The organism is Corynebacterium sp. HMSC073B01 (assembly GCF_001838255.1).
In the GTDB taxonomy this organism is placed as follows: Bacteria; Actinomycetota; Actinomycetes; order Mycobacteriales; family Mycobacteriaceae; genus Corynebacterium; species Corynebacterium jeikeium_D.
Genome location: NZ_KV836150.1, coordinates 1 through 17,232 on the forward strand (window position 1 = coordinate 1; position 17,232 = coordinate 17,232).

Genomic DNA, 17,232 nt, shown 5'->3' on the forward strand with positions numbered 1-17,232 from the left:
GAAAGTGTCATAAACTCACACAGTTTCACATTTGCAGCCCGTAATTTCTGGGGTTAAAGGCCAAAAATGTGAGCCTTTCCGGCGGCGTGGTTATCTGACCCAGCCTTTTCGATGCCGCCTCCTCCCCCATAGTCACTACCGAGTAGCCACCAAGCCTGCATCCGCGGACTGCAGCTTGCCGTCAACCATCTCCACGATTCGGTCGGCACCGTGGAGCTGCCCCAGGTCGTGGGTGATGTACAGGGTGGCCACACCCATCTTCCGCGTCACATCCATAATCAGTCGCGTCACCGCCCCTGCACTCTTCTGATCCAAAGCCGCGGTCGGTTCGTCGACTAGCAGCACTTCCGGCTCATTCATCAGTGCGCGCGCAACATTGACGCGTGCCTGCTGACCACCGGAAAGCTGGCTCACGCGACGTTCTCCCAGCCCAGCCAGTCCGACTGCCTCGAGCAATTCATCTGCGCGCTTCTCCGCTTCACGACGGCCACCCGCGGGCCACCCGAAAACACGGCCCAATCGCCGCATTGCGATGAGCTGCTGCTTGACCGTCAGCGCTGGCAGAAGATTCGGCTGCTGGAAAACGATGCCGATGTGTTCGCGACGAATCTTGGCAGCATCCGCGCCGCGAGCGCTCAGATCAATGGCCTTCCTTTCCGCACTCTCGTCCGCGCCTGCACCGTTCGCGTCCTGCTTGTTGGAGTACAGCGTGACATGTCCGGTATCGGCACTCTTCAAACAACCTGCGATGGTCAACAGAGTCGACTTGCCGGAACCCGATGGTCCGACCAGTCCCACTACCTCGCCTGCCCGGATCTTCAGCGAGATGTCATCCAAAATGGTGCGTTTGTTGTCGCCATCTTGGACGGTCAGCGAAATGTTCTTCAGAGCGAGTGCCACGGGAGCCTGGTTGTCGATGTAGGTAGTCATTTTGTCCTGAATTCCTCAATTCCTCAGTTGAAGGTTGTGCATGATTAACGCGATGTGAGTGTTCTGTGGGAAGCCGCCGTGCTAGGCCGTACTAACGAGCCACTACGCATTCGCCAATGCGGTGGTCGGATCGACGCGGAATACCGGCACCAGTGCCAGCAGCGCACCAACTACGCCGGTCACGGCCAGAATGAGCCCCGGCACGACGGTCGTGGAAGCATCGACCACAATTGGCATGACGTCGCCGCTCTGCAGAGCCCAGCCCGCCGCTGCAGTCACCGCAACACCGCCACCGACTCCGATTGCCAGCACGGCCAGGACCTGCGCCAGAGAGTCAGCCACCAGCACGGAGCGGGACGCACCGAGCGCCGAGGAAATGGCCACACCACGCAGTCGTTGAACGGTCCACACGGTGAAGAACGCGCCTACCACCAGCGCAGAAATCACATACAGCATCGAGGTCATCGCGTTCAGCGAGGTCTGCTCACCCTGGTAGGAAGCCGACAGGTTATTGCGCTCGCCGTCGCGCAGAATGGTTCCTTCCGAGACATTCGGCAGCTGCGCCGCGGACTCGTCGACAACCATCGCCGCTGGCACCATCTGCCCCGGCGTCAGGTCTTCCATCACGCCGCGCCCGGCATAAATGACCGCTTGGTGGTCCAACCACTTATCTCCCGCCACGCGCGCAACGGTGGCCTCGTGCTCGCCCATCGCGCCAGACAGGGTCAGCGAGTCACCTTCCGCAATGGCGGTTTCACTGACGCCGTCGGTGACGGCCACCTGGTCGTCGTTAAGCGAAAAGTCGGAGATGACGGTGACGGGCGTTTCATCGACGCGCGCACGACTGACGTAGACATCGCGGACATTTGCGCCGTTGTCGCTCGCCCATGTCTGGACGCTCTTTCGCGCCGTCTCGCCGATGCTTGACGACGACAACGACGTAGCCCCCTCGGAGACGACGACGGCATCGTTTTTGCTGTAGACCTCGTCAAGTGCGGAGACGGACTGGGCGGACAGGCCTGCAGCCAAAGCCGAGAGGAACGTGACCATCACAGCAATCATCCCGACGGTGATGGTGATCAGTGCGGCACGGCCTGGAGCGGCTCGAAGTTCTTTCATTGACTGGTACATATTCATTATGGTCGTGGATTCAAAGGCGGATTTAATCGCCATGGAGGTTGAACTTCGTCTCCAACTTTCGGTTGATGTTGACAATTCCGGCTCGTCAGCGGTGTTTTGGCAGGCGGAACTGCCCTAAGCTCGAGAGCGTGGATACTCCTGAGACTCTGAACCGCAGCTGGCAATTACTGCGGTTTGCCCTGGATGTTTTGGTGCTGGTGCTGCTGGCGGTATGCGTGGTTCCGGATCCGCAGTGGCGAATCATCACCTATGCGGCGTGCTTTCTAGCGGTGTACATCGCAGGTTCCATTGGGCCGATTGGGCGGGCTCGGCATGGCAACGTAGCCAACGAGGTCGCGCTGACTAAGCCGCGTGGCCTGCTGTTGGGCTGGCTTGTGATTCTGCTGCTGTGCTGGGCGGCGTTGGCGTTTGCAACGCTGGATGCCTCGTTCCTGGTTTTCCCACTGTTTTTCGTAATTCTGCAGGTAACCGGCGGTCTTACGGCCGTAATCATGGTAGCAGCGACAACGGCGACGGCAATTGGCGCTATCGCTATTCATACTCCGCTGACATTTGGTGGTGTCCTTGGCCCCATTCTGGGCGGGACGTTTGTACTTACGGTGGGGCTGGGGTTCCGGCTCCTGCAGAAGGAGACTATCGAAAAGACCAAGGCGCTGGAGGAGCTCTCAGCCGCCCGCGCCCACTCGGAAGCACTGTCCCGTCGTGCCGGTGAGCTGGACGAACGCGCACGCCTCGCAGCCGATATTCATGACACCGTGGCGCAGGGGCTTTCCTCCATCCAGCTGCTACTGCATTCGGTGGAGTCCCGCATGAAAAGTGCTTCCACTCAGCATGACCAGACCTCGGTGGATTCGCTACAGCTCGCCCGCAAGGTTGCGGCCGACAATCTCGCCGAGACCCGGCGCATCATCGCAGCACTTCAGCCGGCTCCCCTCGAAGGCGCAGACCTATCCGGCGCGTTGGAGAAAGTCTGCTCCTCCACGGTGCTGGGCGATGCTGTCAGCTTCTGCGTCGACGGCACACCCACGCGGCTGCCGGCCACCGTCGAAGCAACCATCATCAGGGTGGCCCAGGCGAGCTTGGCGAACGTCGTCAAGCATGCACACGCCACGCGTTGCCGTGTCACCCTGACCTACCAGCCCGACGAGATTCTGCTCGACTGCGTCGACAACGGCATCGGCTTCGACCCCACCGCACCAACTAACGACGACAGCGTGGGGATCGCCAACGCGCGCCGACGCGTAGAGAAGCTCGGCGGCACCTTCACCATCGAGTCGGAACCGGGGCGTGGCTGCGGTGTCAGCGTCAGCATCCCGCACGAGCTCGCCTCTTAAAGTCCCGCGCCTGGTATGCAGGTAGGAAACGACCATTCACATCACCCGAGGAGTTAGCCAGGTGACCAAGCCCATCGGAGTCCTCATCGCCGACGATCACCCCATCGTCCGCGCTGGTCTTCGCGCAGTCGTTGAATCGGCGCCGGATATCGTCGTGGTTGGCGAGGCGGCCAGCGGTGACGAGGCGGTCGAGAAGGTGCGCGCATCGCTTGACGACGACTCTTGCGACCACATCGATCTGGTACTCATGGACCTTCGCTTTGGTGAGGCCCCTGGCACTGCTACCCGCGCAGGCGGAGTTGATGCCACCGCAGCCATCCGCGCACTGGCCGGGCGCGGCGCAAAGGCTCCAGAAGTGTTGGTGGTGACCAATTATTCTTCGGACTCCGATGTGCTCGGCGCTGTCACCGCAGGCGCAGTTGGTTATCTGCTGAAGGATGCCGCTCCGGAGGAGCTCATCGATGGTATCCGTCGTGCCGTTCGCGGCGAGACCGTGCTGAACACACAAGTGGCCGGGCGCTTGATGGGTCGGATGCGCAACCCCAATACAGCACTAACCCCGCGCGAACTCGAAGTGCTCGAGTTGGTCGCGCGGGGTATGTCGAATAGAAAAATTGCAGAACAGCTGGTGCTCACCGAAGCGACTGTGAAATCGCATCTGGTACATATTTTCACCAAGCTAGACGTCAGCTCCCGCACCGCGGCTGTTGCTCGGGCGCAGGAGCTGGGAATGTTGGGTGATTAGGAAACGGACTAACCCGCGTGGCTTAAATGATGGCCTCACTTAGAGGACATGGACTACCAAGAGCTGGTCTCGTCGGCGTTGCCCTTCTTCCAGGTCTCCCACGGGATGTTCCAGTCACCGAGTCCATCAACACCGGAGAGCGTCTCACCAATCGTATTCTTCACAATCACGATGTCACCGCGCTTAGTGTTGTCCAGGAACCACTTAGCGTTGGCGTCAGTGACGTTGATGCAGCCGTGAGACTGGTTGACGCTGCCCTGTGCCCACGTTGACCACGGTGCACCGTGGACGTAGATACCGGAGTAAGACATCTGCGTTGCATAGTTAACCGGCGTGACGTAGCCACCGTTTTCCAGAGACAGGCCGTAGGTACGAGAGTCCATCACCATGGTCTCGTTGCGATCACCGATGATGTACTGGCCATTCGGAGTCGGGTGAACATTCGACCCCATAGAGATAGGCATGGAGTTTACGACTTCACCGTTCCTCTTAATGACCATGGTCTTCGTCGCGTCATCAGCGATAGCAATGACTTCATCACCGATAGTGAAGCTGGTTTCGGCGGACTCCGCACCGTACATATCGTCACCAAGATCCGTGCCGTAAATATCGGACTTCACGGTAACCTTGGTCCCCGGCTTCCAGTACTCCTTTGGACGCCAGCGCACCTCACTGTTATTCAGCCAGTAGAAAGCGCCTTCCACCTTAGGCTCGGTGGTCACCTTAATTGCTTCCTCAGCAGCCTTGCGGTCCGAAATACTCGCGCTGAATTTCACAGCAATAGTCTGACCGACACCCACGGTGGAACCATCCAGCGGGGACAGGTAACCATTTACCTGAGAAGTCGGCTCGACGGTGGTGAAAGAAGTAGCCAGCTTTTCTGTGCCCGAGGTGGCGTTAATCTCATAGGTCTTTGAGTAGCCCAGGGGTTCTGCAGTGGTCCACTTGGTACCACTGGAGTCGAGCTTGCCCTTGACCTCTTTGCCCTCAGGGTTGGTCATAACAACCTTGTCCAGGCGATGTCCCTCTTCCACCTGAACCGAAATCGGGTCAACCACCGAAACATCGGTGGCGTCGTCCTTCACACTGGCGACAAGACCAACGTCTGGCTTCTCCGCCTCTTGCTGCTCGGCATTATCTCCGCCGACGGTACAAGCAGCTAGCGAGATGGTGGTCGCAAATGTCACCACCGCCATCGACAGGCGCTTAAAAGATTGCCGCATGATCGTGCTTCACTCCAACAGTGCAATTATTAAGTAGTAAGTCCCGGGGACACACTGCGACACACAGCGGAGTCCTGCTACAGCCCCTGGTGCGCCCTCGAAAAAGGTCAGACTGCCCTGCAGCGGCACTAGCCACCGATAAAACGCTCGCCCTAACTGAAAAGCCTTATTGACTGCCCAATCGCAGTCATCAACCCCTCACAGGGCGCAGCACGCAAAGTAGCCCAACGGTTCCTACAGTTAACCCTCTGGAAAATTGCTGTGCAACCCCAAAAAACCGGGGCACTTCAACCGACCTGGGAAAACAGCGCCCCCTTGAAGCTGCGTTACCGAAAAGTAATCAGTTCGCTATTCAAAAGTGCCACCGGACGCTTCCGGACGTTACTGAACACTGTCGAACGTAACTCCGACATCTATGCACACTCCCAACGTCGATGGCATTGATACAGGCCCTACCCCACTTTGAGGATTTCCAAACTTTTTTTGAACTTTTTTCAAACGGTTGCGCAAAACCTTTCAAAAAACATGCAAAAACATCAATTCAAAAACAGCATCTGACCAGCCGATTTTACAAACAATCAGAAACCTGGTTATATATCTTCTCGTTGCCGGCGAGGAGCTCACACAGAGAGCACCAAGCAGGAAACAGTAAGCGCCATTAGCTCAACTGGCAGAGCAGCTGACTCTTAATCAGCGGGTTCGGGGTTCGAGTCCCTGATGGCGCACAAAAGCCCAGGTCAGACAGTGTTTTTGCTGTCTGGCCCTTGGTGTTTTTAGAGGTAACTCCCTGTTCAGGGCGTTTTTCACAATAGCATGCCCAGGGTACATTAATCGCCCGTGTACCCCGGGAAATGACCTCTAAAGGGCACACATTGGGCACGAATTGGGCACAAAACTTCGGTAGTTTACGACTACTGAAAAGCGGACGATACCAAGCTCGGTACACCGCACCGGACGGTAAGCGGTACAGCTCCACGTTTCCGGACAAACTAAGCGCGCTCGCATGGCTAGCCGAAAACAAGAAGGCGATCGACCTAGGCGCTTGGGAATCACCAAACACCGAAAAGGAAACTGTCCCTACTGTCGGTGAGCTAACACACCACTGGCTCCAGCTAATCGCGCCGGGCGTACGAAACACCACGCTCCGGGCTTACAAGGAAGTAGTTAACCTCCGAATACTAGGGCATGAGCGGCTTGCCTCTACCCCGGTGGATAAACTAACCCCTCGCAAGGTTGCCGCGTGGTGGCAGGACACCGTAGAAGCTTTTCCCGATACCGCTTACCGCAATCACCGGGCGTATCAAAAGCTCCGAACAATCATGAATCTGGCTGTCGAATACGGCTATCTCACTTCAAACCCGGTTCACGTCAGGGTTGCGTCTCGCAAACCGCAAAGTAAGCGGAAGGAACTGCCAACCACTGAACAGTTTCGGGCAATCTTGGAACACGTTCCACACCGCTACCGGCTCATTACGGTGTTGTGCCTGTTCCACGGCCTTCGGTTGGGAGAAGCCCTAGCCCTGCACGGCAAACACGTCTTTCCGGACAAGGTGATAATCGAAGGAACCCTAGCCAGGGTGCCTAACGGCAAAGGTGGTGTGAAGATGGAACTCCACCCGCCCAAAACACAAGCGGGCTATAGAACCGTACCGATCATGCCAGAGTTTCAGCACATCATTACCGAGCATCTAGCCACGTATCAGCCACGCCCGGAGGGCTACGCAACAGAGACCGACAACGGTGCTGTGGTGTTTGATACGTCGTACAGATCAATCTTCTATCGAGCCAAGGATAAAGCCGGGATTGAAGACGATCTCACGCCCCACTACGGGCGTGTGTACCTTATCACCCGGCTTGCTGAAGCCGGGGCCACTCCAAGGGAGATTGGTTTAATCCTCGGTCAAGAAGACGTGTCCACCATCGTGAACACGTACATGAGAGCTAGGCAGCGGCGCGCTAATGCGCTTATGTCTTCGGTGAATCTAGAAGACTAGGAGAGACAACCCAGCCCGCCCAAGCGGGCCGGTCTCTCCACTACTGTTTCCTCTGGTAACTGTAGGGATCCTCCGGGGACTCCGCTTATTGCTTCGCCCCCTACGACGGTAACAACCGGCTCCGGTGTTGGGCACCTACGCCGGGAACGAGTTAGACCAACGGAGGCTTTAGAAGCCTCCTTAGAGAAACAACCAAGCACAGAAACAATCACGACCGGGGCTGTTCGCCCCTTTTCAAGGCCCCTAAAGGGCCTCTTATCGTGACCGGGCGGCAATAAGCCGCCCTTTGGTTTCTTCACTCCTCCTAAGAAGGGAGGCCGTAAGCCTCCCGTTAAAAGGAATACTTGCACGGGGTGAGCCTCCATAGGGGGTTCAAAATGCAAAATGCAACCCTGTGACCTGCGGATATGTAAAAAAGTTGCACACGAGTTTGTACATTAAAAATGCAACTCTACACCGCCTCCCAGCTGCCTGTCTCCTCGTTCCACGCAAGCGACTCCGACCGATTCAAGATGTTTCTAATGGAGTCGGCTTTACGTTCGATACCGTGAACGCTCAATAACTGTTCTGTCACCCGACGAGCCGCCTCGGACTTGTTCAATCCCCGGGGTGCCTTCGTTGCAAGGTCACGTACTAGGGCATTTAAGTCTTTGGCCTGTTCACTGCGTTGGCGCTTCTTCGTGGACTCCTTCGGAACTTCGGAATCAACAACCAAGAAGCCGTGTTTATCCTTCACACAGTGAATCGGTTCAACCTCTGCATTATTGGCCTGGAACTCAAGAACTCGCTTAGGAGACTGCACGAGACCGCCCGGCGCGTTTAAAAACACTCTGGCCCGTGCGAACTGAGTTGCAGCCGCGTTCCCCGCCGGTCGCTTAATCTGCTTGCCTTCTTGCCTGGAATCTGTAGAGTGGCCCACCAACACCGTTGGGGCGTTAAACCTTGCTAGGTGCTCGTACAACCTTACCCAGCCTTCTCGGTAGTTGATTTCGCCCTCTACTAGGGCTGTGGCGTGGTCTACGACGACGAGACCGAAGCCGATCGTGTTTGCGTCCCCGGCTATGTCCTCCCAAGGCACCTCGGAGGTCGCTGTATCTAGTTTGCGGATATAGACCCGCTCCGGGTCTGTCCCCAGTGCGTCTAATCGCATCTTGTATTCCAGGTCGCTGCCTGCGTCGGTGGTGAGAATTAGAACGCTGTCTACTTTTTCGTAGGTGCGTAAGTTTAATAAGTCGGTGCCTTGTAAGGCTGCGTTAATGACTTGGGAAACGAAGAAGGACTTTCCCATCTTGGACATGCCGTAAACGTACGTGGTGCCCTGCTTGGCTAATGCCCCTTCGATAATCCAAAAGTCTTTGTGAGATACCTCTTGCATATCTCCGAGCCGCACGGCCCCCAGATTGTGAAGTGCTAGTGAGCGCTCTCCCAGGTCCGTCAGGTTGCCGTCGTTGTCGATGTAGTTGGTGATTGTTTTTCCTTTGGTAAGCCGGGGACTTGCAGCGATGCCCGCTGTAGTTTCCCCGGTGGTGGTGGTGTGACCGCTGTCCGGTCTAGCTCAGGATTGCCTTGGCCTCTTCTAGGCTCATCTCCCGTGGCGGCTGATCGCACCCGTTAGGCTCCCAGGTGACTAACTGTCCAGGGACATCGGGATTGCCGTTAGCGTCGGCTTGTGCAAAGCCGTCTACACAGCCCAGGTAACACGTTGTAGCTTGCAGGTGCTCCGGTGCTTTTAACACTGCGATATGCGCCGGTTGGTCTGCCTTCCATGTATTAAACACTGCACTACAGGGCACAAGGTTGCCCACCCGGTGCATCGACCCCTTTTTACTCAGCGGAACGATGTGCTCTAGGTGCCTGTAGGTCGCCCTGTTGCTGCTGTCCTGGGTCTGGAGAGTCACCCCGGTGTAGTAGCAATTCTCCGGGTCGTGGTTGCGTTGGTTCCGGAGGTGCTTTACTAGCTGTGGCTCGGTGACCCTCCACGCTTTACGCCCCATCGCCTTAGCCCGAGTGAACCCGTTTTCTAACGAGTACCCGAAGCCGTACCCGGACTTAGCCCGCTGCTTCGCTGCTGCGTTGGTGCACCGCTTACAACGGGACATAAACCCGCCTAAGCCCTTCTTGTCCTTCGTGAAGTTGTCTCCACAAAGCGCCAGAACATCGTTGCAAGCGTTGCAGACCCTTTTTCCCTGGAGTGCGTAGAACTCCTGTAGTTGCTTGACTTCTTTCTTAAGTCCCGTCATAATGTCCTTACTGCCTGTTGTGAGGCGATTGGCGCGGTGGCTAGACCGCGTATATTTCCGCATTACTTTGGTGTGCCTTTTTCTATAAATCCATACAATCCTCCCTTGGTTATCTACGTCACCGGGCGCGGTGGCTACACTGTTCAGTTCTTCAAACAACGATACCGAGATACAAAAATCCCAGCCCTACCATCTTACCGTAGGGCGTTTTGTCGTGTCAAAATATAAACCGGGGATTGTGAGGAACGTCACGTTCTATCGACCCTGCAACCCGTACACGGGAGGACACCCGCTATCACGTACGGTGCCCATGCACGGGGCGGGGATAACCCCCGTGGGCCACTACGACACCCGCCTTCTTCGACTCCGGTGGATTGTCCAGCCTCACTACACAACACACGCCGCCATGCTCGCCCCCCGCTGTATACAGACCCTAGGCGCGCGCCACACCCTTGCGTGTAGTCCTGCCTACCTCTAAGCCCCTAGACCTGCCCGGCGCGCCGGGCCTGCCTGCCCAGCTACCTCCTAACGCCCGGACACCCTACAGCGGGGCGTGCCACCTCTAGACCCCCGGCATACCCGGGGGCTGCCCCGGAGACTGCCTGCACACCCTCCGGGTGCCCCGTACTAGGTAGCCACCAAAGACTCCTCACTGTGTCCAAGTAGGGCACACCCATCTGTACGCGCTGACCTGCGGCGTTGTGGGTTGTGCCGAGCGTGCTGCCGGAGTCCCTTTCAGTGTCCCTGGGGTAGGAGCGGCCGCATGAAGGTGCGCTCGTACCGCAGGACGCACTCGGACTCGTCTCGAATCCGGTCAGCGGCGATGAAGTCCGAGTGGGTGCCGAACAAGGTGCGGTACTGCTCGTAGGCAGCCAGGCTGGGGAAGCTGAACAGGGATTCCGCACGGTCACTCACACCTTCCGCGGGTAGGTAGTACCCGTGGTGGGTGCCGCCGTGTTCGTCGACATGCCGCATCCAAGCGCGGGCGAACTGTTCAAAGGCTGCGATCTGGTCGGGGTCGATGGTGTAGTGGACGACACAGGTGATCACATCCACAACGCTAGGCCCACAGGCGCTCATTGGGGAGCCTTTGTCTGTGCGCCTCGTGGTGCAGCACACCAATCTGCCTGGTTTACCTGCGGAAATGCGTCAGTTCGCCAAGTTGGCGCCGAGTTCAACGGTGAGAACTCCGACGGCGATGAGGAGGATGCCGAGGGCCATGGTTCGGGTGAGGGGTTCGTGGAAGATGACCCGGGCGAGGATCGCGGTGAGAGCTACGCCGGATGCTGCCCAGATGCCGTAGGCGACGCCAAGGGCCATGCCGTCAGCCAAGGCGAGACTTAAGGCGACGAACGCCACGAGATACCCCGCGATGACGCCGATGAACCATTTCTTCACCCGGCCACCGTCGGAGGCTCGTAGCGACATGGTCGCGACGACTTCGGACAAGATGGCGCCTGCGAGGAAGATCCATCTCATGAGTTGACTCCTGCTTCCTGGGCTGCGGTTTGCTGAGCTTTCTGGGAGCCGAGTTCGACGGTGAGGACACCGCTGATGATCGCAACCATTCCAAGACCCATCACAGCGGTCAGAGGTTCACCGAAAATCGCGGCGGATAGCACGGCGGCGAGCACGACCCCGCTGGCTCCCCAGATGCCATAGGCGACGCCGATCTGCATTCCTTCGCGCAGGCAGAAGGTGAGGAAGACGAAAGTGCCGATGTATCCGGCAGCAACCACGATGTACCAGGATGGGTGATTGAGCGCCGCCTTGAGAGACAGCGTCGCCGCCACTTCGGTAGTGATGGCACCAGCGAGCAGGAACCACTGCTTCATGGGGTTGTTCCTTCGATCAGGGAGCGAATGCTGGAGACGACGGCTTCGAGATCCGCGCCGTGGAGGGTGGACACACCTGTGGCCTGGGCGCCCCAGAGTCCGTCGGCGGCGAGTCGGGCGGTGGTCAGCCTGGCTCGGGTGGCGGCGTCGAGATCGTCCGGGAGTTCGAGCCAGCGGCCCATCCGCGTAGTCCACGGTTCGGTGAGTTCGGGCCGATACGTCGCTTGGCCCCAGATGATGAACTCGGCGCGCTTGGCGGCCCCGTGGGCGGCGACGTGAACGTAGCTCAGGAGCCGCTCGGTGGCGTTGGCGTTCTCGAGGGGCTTGCCAAGGGTGGCAGTCATGTCGTTCTCGACGTTGGCCGCAGCGTGGTCGACGATCGCGGCGAGCAGTACGTCGCGGTTGCGGAAGTGATATAGCAATCCCGGTTTGGTGAGCCCGGCCTCGTGGGTCACTGCGTCAAGGGTAATGTCGCCACCCTCCGCTGCGTTCATGACGCGGAGGGCAGCTTCCAGGATCTCGGAGCGCTGACTGGTTCGCATATAGCTAACTTTACCATTTGGTAGGTGAAGCCTTCAACTGCGGGCGCTGGTAGGGGCACCTGGGGTACACCCTAGTTGGACAGGCAGACCTCCACCTAAACCCCGTCTAAATAGGGTGGGGTTGTGTATTTATTGACACACGTCCAGGAATGCCTTAGAGTCTATTTTGACACCACGGCATGGCAGACAAAGGGAGTAGGACACAATGACCAGCAAGGCGCTGCGTATCGGGTACAAGCGAGTTAGCACCGTAGACCAGAACACCGATAGGCAACTAGAGGGCGTGGAACTCGACCGCGTTTTTGAGGACAAGGCCAGCGGTAAGGACACCAACAGGCCAGAGCTTCAGGCCGCGATGGGCTTTTGCAGAGAAGGCGACACGCTTGTTGTTCACTCTATGGATCGTCTAGCCCGTAATCTTGAGGATCTTCGGCGCACCGTCAGGGAGCTCACCAGCAACGGCATTCGAGTTGAGTTTGTCAAAGAAGCTCTAACCTTCACCGGAGAAGATTCCCCAATGAACAACCTACTTCTTTCCATGCTTGGCGCTGTGGCAGAGTTTGAACGCTCCATGATTCTTGAGCGCCAGCGGGAAGGAATTGCGATCGCCAAGGCTAAAGGCAAGTACAAGGGACGCAAGAAGGCCCTTGATTCCGAACGGGTTGCAGAGCTCAAGAAGCTCAAGGCAGAGGGCGTATCAGTCACCAAACTAGCTAACGACTTCGGCATTAGCCGCCAATCGGTCTACAACTATCTAGGCTAGACTCGTTCACCGTTGTTACCCGTTGTGACCTGCCCAAACGGTCGGTGACCGAATTAGTATTTCGGTCATCTTCGTGAAGCCTTTTGGCAACCATGTGTGGGGCTTCCATCTCCAGAACGTCGCATACGTCCTTGAGAACGAACCAAGGCTCTCCGTCTTCTAGTACGACACGGAAGTTACACCCTGCTATGCTTCATGACCTGGTAAAACGGCCGGTGACCGCTGTAGTACAGTGGTCATCTCTGCCCCGTTCCCAGCGTAATCACGACAACCAGGCAATAACTTCTTTGCCCGAAGGGTAGTCAGGCGAATCGACAACCGCCTCGAACTTCAGGGCCGCCCCGGTGTGTTGCACAACCTCTTGCACCACGGACATGCCTACCGCCTTCGGGCTTGCTTCAGCGTCACAGGACACGAACAGAACACCGTCATGAATGCGGGCGTGTACGGTGCTTGCAACCTCGATAATGAGACCGTCTTCCACGTCTCCCAGGGTGATGTTGTCATGCTTCATCATGTCCCGGATTGCGATCTTCATTGACTCTACCTCTCTGTAATTGGGCACAAATTGGGCACACGGCTGTGTGCTACTGTTTTCCCTAGAACGGAGAACTCGCTAAAAACGCTTTTACCTGCGCTGATGCGCGTCTGATAGTGGCTTAAAACCTCTCGGGGTTCGAGTCCCTGATGGCGCACAATACAGACCGGGAAGGTAGAAATACCCTCCCGGTCTTTTTGTTGCATAACAAGCGTAGGCGCCAACTTGCAACCCTCGCTCGCACCCCACGCGTGACTCAAACAAGGGTTAGATACGCAAAAGCGCACGACCCCAGGCAACCACCCGAAGCGCGTGCGCTAATTACCGAAAAACTATTTAGCAGCAGTCTCAATCATCTCGCGAATGCGGTCAATTTCCTTGCTGCGATTGCGGTTGCGACGAATGCCCATTGCGATGCCACCAACAACAAGTGCGGCAACGACGCCCAGTGCTGCCTGCACCTTCGGCTCATTCAGAGCATCGAAAACACGGGTCTTTGCGTCATCCGCAACGTTCTTCGGATTCGTTCGCACGGTTAGCTCATCCAGAGTACGGGCGAGCTGGTTACGGTTACGCTCAATATCGCGCTGGATATCTTCAATGCTGCGAGCCACGTAAACTCCCTAAAAAGTTGAATATCTAAAGTGATTGTTCGCCTAAAAGACTAACACTTCCACTACAGCAACGTGGGCGAGCACGGGGAAAAACTCAACGCATTGCTTCAGAGTCGACACGCACCGCTCCAGAGTCGATACGATGAAGCCATGACTACTTCTTCCTCCAGCGACAAAGAATACGGCCAGAACAACATCCGTCTGGAAGCTGGCGACCCTGCCCCAGCGTTTACTCTTCTCAACGACGCCGAAGAGCAGGTTTCTCTGTCGGACTACGCGGGCAAGCCCGTGCTGATTTACTTCTACCCGCGGGCCAACACCCCAGGTTGCACCACTGAGGCATGCGACTTCCGCGATGAATCCGCTGCCCTGAACGATGCCGGCATTCCTGTCGTAGGTATTTCTCCGGACAAGCCGGCGAAACTCGCAAAGTTCCGCGAGGACCACGGCTTAAACTTCACCCTTCTGTCCGATCCGGACAAGGAAACCATGACCGCATTCGGCGCTTTCGGCGAGAAGAAGAACTACGGCAAGATTGTCCAGGGCGTCATCCGCTCGACTTTCCTGGTTAATGCCGAAGGAGAAATTGAAAAGGCCTGGTACAACGTTCGCGCCAAGGGGCACGTCCAGCGCGTACTGCGTGACTTGGGCGTGGAATCACAGGCTTCCGAAAGCTAACTAGCCGCAAGGCCTACTTTGACCCTGGCCCCAAACTCTCCTCCCACATCATCCCGATTAGACGGTTTCGTAGTAGTGACTCAATCCCAGGACGCACCGAATATTCTTCGTCCCCGTCGCACTCCGGCTCAGCAACGCAGCCGAGAGCGGTACGCACGCATGCTCAGCTCGGCACGCACAGTGCTCATCGAGCACGGGTTTGAGTCTTTCACTTTCGACGAAGTCGCTCGCATCGCAGATATCCCCATTGGCACGCTCTACCAATTCTTCGCAAACAAGTATGTGATGATCTGCGAGCTCGACCGTCAGGACACCGAGGCCGTCATCGAGGAAGTCTCACGCTTCGGCGAAACAGTCCCCACCTTGAAATGGCCGGAGTTTCTCTCGGAGTTCATCGATCACCTGGCAAAACTCTGGCGCGAGGACGTTTCCAGAAGAGCCGTATGGCTGGCTGTTCAATCAACGCCCGCCACACGCGCAACCGCAGAAGATACGAAGTCACGCCTGGTCACCGAGATTTCAAAGGTGCTGCGCCCGCTGGTGCCGTCGTCAAGCGATGCGGAACTGAACTTCATCTCCGACCTCATGATTAACGCCACGTACGCCCTGCTGAATTATGCGGTGGACCATCCGGGAAGCGATGCTGAGCGGGAAGCTCATTACGAGCTGACGGTGCAGGAAATCAAACGCATGACAATCTCTTATCTCATGAGCGTCGCGGAGGCCGCAGACTAGAGAGCACCCCTCGCCCACCTCGGCAGGGGCATTTATTGCCCTTATCAATACACGGAGGGTAGGCTTGCCTTAGTTTACGCTTTACTCTGGTCAGCGCGGTGGGGTTCCCTGTTTTTCGCCGCGCCTGCGCCGGAACTCCCAAACAGAATCAGAGGTTCACATGTCCACGACGCAGGGCGCTTTCCGACGGAGCCTGCTTCCCCGCTCTATTGTTTTAGCTTCGGCAATCGTAGTGAGTACGGGATTTTTACCCGCAGTCCCCGCATCGGCACAGTCACTGCCATCGATTGGACAGCTCGGCGGTTCGCTCCCCGGCATCGGCGACCTTCTCGGCGGCAGCACCGATCAGTCTGAGCGCCAGCTCTCCGTGACCCCTGCCACCGATCTGTCCGACGGCGCCACCGTGACCATCAAGGGAGTCGGCTACCCCGCTAACGCAAATATTTACCTGGCCCAGACAATCGAGAAGCCAAAGTCGGGCTACCCTTCGACCTACGGCGAAGCGGCCAAGGTCACGGTTGGCGCGGACGGAAGTTTTACGCAGGAGATGAAGGTCGCGACCAGCTTTGGCGATGTCGACTGCACCTCTACCCAGTGCTACGTAGCCTCCTTTACTGCGTTCCCTAATCTTTCTGACCGCAGCAATGACCAGTGGGTCCCCATCACCTTCAAGGCGGGTGCTACTTCCCAGGCTGCTCAATCGCAGGGTTCCACCGGCGCGGCGCCGAGCGGTGGCCAGAGCGCTGGTTCGGGCTCCCAGTCACAGTCGGGCTCGCAGTCACCGTCGCAGTCACGGGGTAACGCATCGGTGAGCCTGTCCAAGACCTCAGACTTGAACCCGAGCGGCGACACCATTCGAGTCGAAGGCAAGGGTTTCAAGACCTCTGGACCGGGCATCTACGTCGGTATCGCGCAAAATGACCAGATGGATGTGACCAACGCCGATTCCTTCGGCCCGGATACCAAGTTTGTGTCTACCTCTCGCGGCAACCTGAAGTCCGACGGCAGCTTCAGCGTGGATCTTCCGGTCAGCGCGAAGTTCGGCACGGCAGACTGCATGCAGAACGCTTGCTCGGTCTACACCATTGCTGCTCACGGTTCTTCTGACCGCAGCCAGGACACGGCGACCGCGGTATCGTTTGCCGGCGGAGCTGCCAAGCAGGACGCTACCCTGCCCTCCGGCGGTGGCTCCTCACAGTCCGCAGGCAGCGCAAGCTCCGGCACCAGTGGCAGCACAGGGTCTAGTGGAACGAGTAGCACCAGCGCCTCCAGCGGCTCCAGCAGCTCCAACGGCAGCAGCTCCTCGACCGGCACCCCGTCGGTAAGCCTGTCCACCACGGAACTGAATCCATCGGGCAGCACCCCAATTACCGTCTCCGGCACCGGATTCAAGACCAGTGGCAACGGCATCTACGTCGCAGTGGCTGAGAAGAACAAGTTCTCCACCACCAACGCTGATGCTTTCTCCGCCGCTGAGTTTGTCCGCACCTCCCAGATGTCCTCCGACGGCAGCTTCTCCACAACGCTCAATGTCGAGGCCGTCACATCGGCCGCCAACTGCGTCGAAAATGACTGCGCACTCTACACCTTTGCTGCTCACGGTTCCTCCGACCGCAGCCAGGACACGGCCACGGACCTCAGCGTCGGCGGCTCCGCCAAGGAACGCGAAGAAGCTGTGAAGACCGGTGCCTCCAAGACCGGAGAGTCCAAGGCCAGCGGCTCATCCAAGGCATCTGGCAAGGCTTCCGCAAAGTCCAACGCTTCCGGCAATGGCCTCGACGAAGTTGATGTGCAGACTCAGCAGGCCGCGACCAACTCCCCGCTCCAAACCGCCGCAGTCGCCGGAACCGGCGCAATCCTGGGCGCGCTAATCTTCGGTGCCGGCATCTTGGTCGGTCGCCGTCAGAAGTCCGTCGATTAG

The 17,232-nt window shown here is 57.8% G+C and carries 19 protein-coding genes and 1 tRNA gene; 8 read left to right on the top strand and 12 right to left on the bottom strand.

The genetic code is table 11. The features are described from left to right. Positions 1–135 precede the first annotated feature (135 nt). Positions 136–930: an ABC transporter ATP-binding protein gene (locus HMPREF2849_RS04210; RefSeq protein WP_049172923.1), complete on the bottom strand. Its 795-nt coding sequence runs from the start codon at positions 928–930 to the stop codon at positions 136–138. A 102-nt stretch (positions 931–1,032) separates the two neighbouring features. Then, entirely contained in the window at positions 1,033–2,049 is a 1,017-nt protein-coding gene (locus HMPREF2849_RS04215) for an FtsX-like permease family protein (RefSeq protein WP_242458717.1), read from the bottom strand. 149 nt (positions 2,050–2,198) lie between these two features. On the opposite strand from HMPREF2849_RS04215, the gene HMPREF2849_RS04220 reads away from it, so the two are divergent. Both HMPREF2849_RS04220 and HMPREF2849_RS04225 read left to right on the top strand, forming a co-directional pair. Next, a complete protein-coding gene (locus tag HMPREF2849_RS04220; RefSeq protein ID WP_070827483.1) occupies positions 2,199–3,404 on the top strand; it encodes a sensor histidine kinase in 1,206 nt (401 codons plus the stop codon). Positions 3,405–3,465: 61 nt separating this feature from the next. Then, complete coding sequence (locus HMPREF2849_RS04225; protein ID WP_080969579.1) at positions 3,466–4,149, top strand: LuxR C-terminal-related transcriptional regulator; 684 nt, start codon at positions 3,466–3,468, stop codon at positions 4,147–4,149. A 53-nt stretch (positions 4,150–4,202) separates the two neighbouring features. Here the strand turns inward: HMPREF2849_RS04225 and HMPREF2849_RS04230 are convergent, their stop codons facing one another. Continuing rightward, positions 4,203–5,372 (bottom strand): L,D-transpeptidase, encoded by a 1,170-nt coding sequence (locus HMPREF2849_RS04230; RefSeq protein ID WP_049172917.1) that lies wholly within the window; start codon positions 5,370–5,372, stop codon positions 4,203–4,205. A 652-nt stretch (positions 5,373–6,024) separates the two neighbouring features. Here HMPREF2849_RS04230 and HMPREF2849_RS04235 point away from each other — a divergent pair. Both HMPREF2849_RS04235 and HMPREF2849_RS04240 read left to right on the top strand, forming a co-directional pair. Next, positions 6,025–6,097: transfer RNA gene (locus HMPREF2849_RS04235), tRNA-Lys, on the top strand. Between the two features lie 483 nt (positions 6,098–6,580). Next, the gene (locus tag HMPREF2849_RS04240) at positions 6,581–7,366 is read left to right on the top strand and encodes a tyrosine-type recombinase/integrase (protein ID WP_160310001.1); all 786 of its coding nucleotides are present in this window, start codon (positions 6,581–6,583) and stop codon (positions 7,364–7,366) included. A 451-nt stretch (positions 7,367–7,817) separates the two neighbouring features. On the opposite strand, the gene HMPREF2849_RS04245 is transcribed toward HMPREF2849_RS04240, so the two are convergent. From HMPREF2849_RS04245 to HMPREF2849_RS04270, 6 genes are all read right to left on the bottom strand, one after another. Then, positions 7,818–8,756, bottom strand: coding sequence for an AAA family ATPase (locus HMPREF2849_RS04245; RefSeq protein ID WP_141764538.1), 939 nt, complete (start codon positions 8,754–8,756; stop codon positions 7,818–7,820). A gap of 160 nt (positions 8,757–8,916) precedes the next feature. Then, positions 8,917–9,606 carry a hypothetical protein gene (locus tag HMPREF2849_RS04250; RefSeq protein ID WP_141764539.1) on the bottom strand — a complete coding sequence of 230 codons (690 nt, stop codon included), beginning with the start codon at positions 9,604–9,606 and terminating at the stop codon, positions 8,917–8,919. Positions 9,607–10,341: 735 nt separating this feature from the next. Then, positions 10,342–10,656: an NIPSNAP family protein gene (locus HMPREF2849_RS04255; RefSeq protein ID WP_174232238.1), complete on the bottom strand. Its 315-nt coding sequence runs from the start codon at positions 10,654–10,656 to the stop codon at positions 10,342–10,344. Positions 10,657–10,755: 99 nt separating this feature from the next. Then, positions 10,756–11,085, bottom strand: coding sequence for a DMT family transporter (locus tag HMPREF2849_RS04260; RefSeq protein WP_003849969.1), 330 nt, complete (start codon positions 11,083–11,085; stop codon positions 10,756–10,758). Further along, positions 11,082–11,441 (bottom strand): DMT family transporter, encoded by a 360-nt coding sequence (locus HMPREF2849_RS04265; RefSeq protein ID WP_048733039.1) that lies wholly within the window; start codon positions 11,439–11,441, stop codon positions 11,082–11,084. Before HMPREF2849_RS04265 ends, HMPREF2849_RS04260 begins: the two co-directional genes overlap by 4 nt. Next, positions 11,438–11,983, bottom strand: coding sequence for a TetR/AcrR family transcriptional regulator (locus HMPREF2849_RS04270; protein ID WP_034997557.1), 546 nt, complete (start codon positions 11,981–11,983; stop codon positions 11,438–11,440). The genes HMPREF2849_RS04265 and HMPREF2849_RS04270 overlap by 4 nt, the downstream gene beginning before the upstream one ends. Positions 11,984–12,188: 205 nt before the next feature. Between HMPREF2849_RS04270 and HMPREF2849_RS04275 the strand changes: the two genes are divergently transcribed. Then, positions 12,189–12,746, top strand: a complete 558-nt coding sequence (locus tag HMPREF2849_RS04275; RefSeq protein ID WP_191620923.1) for a recombinase family protein — start codon at positions 12,189–12,191, stop codon at positions 12,744–12,746. On the opposite strand, the gene HMPREF2849_RS11530 is transcribed toward HMPREF2849_RS04275, so the two are convergent. From HMPREF2849_RS11530 to HMPREF2849_RS04285, 3 genes are all read right to left on the bottom strand, one after another. Beyond that, positions 12,712–12,936 carry a BRO-N domain-containing protein gene (locus HMPREF2849_RS11530; RefSeq protein ID WP_082149772.1) on the bottom strand — a complete coding sequence of 75 codons (225 nt, stop codon included), beginning with the start codon at positions 12,934–12,936 and terminating at the stop codon, positions 12,712–12,714. The two genes, HMPREF2849_RS04275 and HMPREF2849_RS11530, sit on opposite strands and share 35 nt — an antisense overlap. A gap of 72 nt (positions 12,937–13,008) precedes the next feature. Further along, entirely contained in the window at positions 13,009–13,284 is a 276-nt protein-coding gene (locus HMPREF2849_RS04280) for a hypothetical protein (RefSeq protein ID WP_048733034.1), read from the bottom strand. Positions 13,285–13,616: 332 nt separating this feature from the next. After that, a complete protein-coding gene (locus HMPREF2849_RS04285; RefSeq protein WP_038628049.1) occupies positions 13,617–13,898 on the bottom strand; it encodes a DUF3618 domain-containing protein in 282 nt (93 codons plus the stop codon). Between the two features lie 150 nt (positions 13,899–14,048). On the opposite strand from HMPREF2849_RS04285, the gene bcp reads away from it, so the two are divergent. The 3 genes from bcp (at position 14,049) to HMPREF2849_RS04300 (ending at position 17,232) form a co-directional block, all read left to right on the top strand. Next, positions 14,049–14,576: a thioredoxin-dependent thiol peroxidase gene (gene bcp, locus HMPREF2849_RS04290; protein ID WP_049172881.1), complete on the top strand. Its 528-nt coding sequence runs from the start codon at positions 14,049–14,051 to the stop codon at positions 14,574–14,576. 75 nt (positions 14,577–14,651) lie between these two features. After that, positions 14,652–15,311 carry a TetR/AcrR family transcriptional regulator gene (locus HMPREF2849_RS04295; RefSeq protein ID WP_049172878.1) on the top strand — a complete coding sequence of 220 codons (660 nt, stop codon included), beginning with the start codon at positions 14,652–14,654 and terminating at the stop codon, positions 15,309–15,311. Between the two features lie 160 nt (positions 15,312–15,471). Continuing rightward, a complete protein-coding gene (locus tag HMPREF2849_RS04300) occupies positions 15,472–17,232 on the top strand; it encodes a neocarzinostatin apoprotein domain-containing protein (protein ID WP_080971516.1) in 1,761 nt (586 codons plus the stop codon).

Excerpts from the sequence above, each read along its gene's own strand:
- HMPREF2849_RS04265 (WP_048733039.1), bottom strand. The coding sequence starts at position 11,441 with ATGAAGCAGTGGTTCCTGCTCGCTGGTGCCATCACTACCGAAGTGGCG.
- HMPREF2849_RS04280 (WP_048733034.1), bottom strand. The coding sequence starts at position 13,284 with ATGAAGATCGCAATCCGGGACATGATGAAGCATGACAACATCACCCTG.
- HMPREF2849_RS04230 (WP_049172917.1), bottom strand. The coding sequence starts at position 5,372 with ATGCGGCAATCTTTTAAGCGCCTGTCGATGGCGGTGGTGACATTTGCG.
- HMPREF2849_RS04215 (WP_242458717.1), bottom strand. The coding sequence starts at position 2,049 with ATGAAAGAACTTCGAGCCGCTCCAGGCCGTGCCGCACTGATCACCATC.
- HMPREF2849_RS04210 (WP_049172923.1), bottom strand. The coding sequence starts at position 930 with ATGACTACCTACATCGACAACCAGGCTCCCGTGGCACTCGCTCTGAAG.
- HMPREF2849_RS04275 (WP_191620923.1), top strand. The coding sequence starts at position 12,189 with ATGACCAGCAAGGCGCTGCGTATCGGGTACAAGCGAGTTAGCACCGTA.
- HMPREF2849_RS04300 (WP_080971516.1), top strand. The coding sequence starts at position 15,472 with ATGTCCACGACGCAGGGCGCTTTCCGACGGAGCCTGCTTCCCCGCTCT.
- HMPREF2849_RS04270 (WP_034997557.1), bottom strand. The coding sequence starts at position 11,983 with ATGCGAACCAGTCAGCGCTCCGAGATCCTGGAAGCTGCCCTCCGCGTC.
- bcp (WP_049172881.1), top strand. The coding sequence starts at position 14,049 with ATGACTACTTCTTCCTCCAGCGACAAAGAATACGGCCAGAACAACATC.
- HMPREF2849_RS04250 (WP_141764539.1), bottom strand. The coding sequence starts at position 9,606 with ATGACGGGACTTAAGAAAGAAGTCAAGCAACTACAGGAGTTCTACGCA.
- HMPREF2849_RS04260 (WP_003849969.1), bottom strand. The coding sequence starts at position 11,085 with ATGAGATGGATCTTCCTCGCAGGCGCCATCTTGTCCGAAGTCGTCGCG.